General features: G+C 27.6%; 2 protein-coding genes. Both read right to left on the reverse strand.

The window, feature by feature from the left end; genetic code table 11:
- Positions 1-17 precede the first annotated feature (17 nt).
- A complete protein-coding gene (gene spoIIP, locus BET03_RS10005) occupies positions 18-1,277 on the reverse strand; it encodes a stage II sporulation protein P (RefSeq protein ID WP_120169898.1) in 1,260 nt (419 codons plus the stop codon).
- A 116-nt stretch (positions 1,278-1,393) separates the two neighbouring features.
- Positions 1,394-2,368, reverse strand: a complete 975-nt coding sequence (gene gpr / locus BET03_RS10010; RefSeq protein ID WP_120169900.1) for a GPR endopeptidase — start codon at positions 2,366-2,368, stop codon at positions 1,394-1,396.
- Positions 2,369-2,491 lie beyond the last annotated feature (123 nt).

Below are 2,491 nucleotides of genomic sequence, written 5' to 3' on the forward strand. Positions count from 1 at the left end.
AAGAGATTAAGGTACTTCTATCTTGTAATTTCATTTATTACTTTGCTTAATACATTTCCTATTAATTTAGCAGAATTTTTAGCTTCATCTATAGTATTAAGATTACTACCTACTTCTATTAAAGCATAGTAGTTACTCATATACTGATTAAATTTTCCATAGGGTTTTTCTATTATCCCTTTACATAAACCTGGATACATACTATCTGAAACTGCTTTTATAAACTTTGCAAATTTTATCAACTCTTCCCTGTTTGGATTCTCTGGACCAATTACTAAAGAAAATGTAGCAACTTCCTTTCCATCTATTTTTATTTTTGATTCTTCAAGAGCTTTATCTAGATAACTAGCATTCTCCGGAACTCCATCTCTATGAATATCAAATATTATTTTTATGTTTTTATTTTTTTCTGTAACCTCTTTGACTGTTTTTAAAGACATATAGTAAGATTTACTATATGAGGGAATATCATGATATATATTGACATGGTTTATATTATGACCCTCACTACTTAATTGTTCTTTTATAATTTCACCTATTGTTAAAACATTATATCCCCTTTTTGTAGTATGAAATTGATTTTCTTCTATAGGTAAATATGCTTCAGTCCCATGGGTATGATATATGAGAATATATGGTTTATTTAAATTAACATTAATTTTTTTAGGCATCTCTATTTTAGATAAAATATCTTCTGCTATTTCCTCATTAGTATTTTCTATCATTTCCCCTTCTTCTGATTCACTTGGGTCTTCAATAAAAATTATTTTATCTTTTAAAAGTGGAGTTTCTTTTGTATCTTTATCATTTTTATTATCAGTTTCAAATTTTTTATCTGTACTTTTATTTATAGTTTCATATTTAGTACTTACTTTAAGTGTATCAGATATATTAAGTATGGCTGGAAGCTGTGACTTTAAATACCGTTTTGGCTTAATTATTGAAACTATTCTATCAAATATATTATTAATAATTCCTAAATCTTTATGACTTTCACCTTCCATTTCATATGCTAATTCCATATATGTATTACTTTTTACAAAGGTTTTCAAAAAAAAATTAATCCTTTTTTTATTCTTATTTGTATTATCTAAATTATTTTCTTTTTCTTTATATATTTCTCCATTTTGATTAAATGTAGTAACTACTTCATTAGTTTTCTCTGCTGCATCTTTATTTTTATTGATAATTTTATACCCTATAAAAAATATTATAAGGCATATTATAGCAATTATAACGTAAACAAAACTCCTATCATTTAAAAAAGTTCTTTTCATAAAAACACTCCTTTAAAATCTTTTCTAAAGTTGTTAGGACTACTATATGAAATTATATTCTTCAAATTATTCTAATATGAATCATAAAAAAAGTGTCTGCTATTTGCAGACACTAGTTAATTTAGATATCTATTAACATCTTTCAAATCTATACCTGGGTGTAATGAAATATTTAAACCATTTGCAATTACTACAGAAAGGTCATCTATTAAATCATCCACTTCTTTAGGAGTTACCATTAGATTACCCATATAAGGGGTTAAAACCTCCCTAATTAAACTATGTTTATCTTCATCATCCATTCCTTCAAGTAACGAATAAAATCTGCTTCCTTTTTCAGATTGTTTTTTCATCTCACTTAATATTAAGTCCATAGTATCATTAACCATTGTTGCTGCATCTACAACAGTAGGTACTCCTATAGCTACAACAGGAACTCCCAAGTATTGCTTATTTAGAGCTTTTCGTTTATTTCCTACTCCTGAACCTGGATTTATGCCTACATCAGATATTTGTATAGTTGTGCTAACCCTTTCAGTTTTCCTTGATGCTAAAGCATCAATTGCTATTACTAAATTAGGATTTGTCTTTTCAACTATACCTTTAATAATTTCACTAGTTTCTATACCAGTAAGACCCATAACTCCAGGAGAAATAACTGAAACATTTGCCATAGTTTCATCTTCATCTTTTTTATAAGCTTTGAAAAAATGTCTAGTTACAAAAACTTTCTCAACAACCTTTGGTCCTAAAGCATCTGGGGTTACATGCCAATTTCCTAAACCTACCACTAGTGTTTTTGTGGATTTATCTAAGTTAAGAAGCTGTTTTAACTCTTTAGCAAGAACTGTACTTATTTTATCCTTTAGATCTTGGTCTGCCTTTCTAAGACCTTGAGATTCTATAGTTATGTAATTACCAACAGGCTTGCCCATTTTACTTTCACCGGTTTTATTAGCTATCTTTACTCGAGTAACTGTGTAATCCTCTTCTTCTTCCCTTTTTACTTCAACACCTGGTATTTCTTGTTTTACTCTTTCTTTATAAAGTTCTCTAGCTTCAATTGCCAAATCAGTTCTTATTTGAATCATTAATATCCCTCCAAACAACTTTAATCTTAATTTTATATTAACTCTGCTGACTCTAAATTATACTTAAATATCTTAAGAATATTTTTATTAAAACTTGGGTATAAAAGATACTGTATTTTTACT

The sequence above is a fragment of the Thermohalobacter berrensis genome (genome assembly GCF_003609645.1).
In the GTDB taxonomy this organism is placed as follows: Bacteria; Bacillota; Clostridia; order Tissierellales; family Thermohalobacteraceae; genus Thermohalobacter; species Thermohalobacter berrensis.

What these genes read in the sequence shown, in the direction of transcription:
- spoIIP (WP_120169898.1), bottom strand. Translation starts at nt 1,277, where the DNA reads ATGAAAAGAACTTTTTTAAATGATAGGAGTTTTGTTTACGTTATAATT.
- gpr (WP_120169900.1), bottom strand. Translation starts at nt 2,368, where the DNA reads ATGATTCAAATAAGAACTGATTTGGCAATTGAAGCTAGAGAACTTTAT.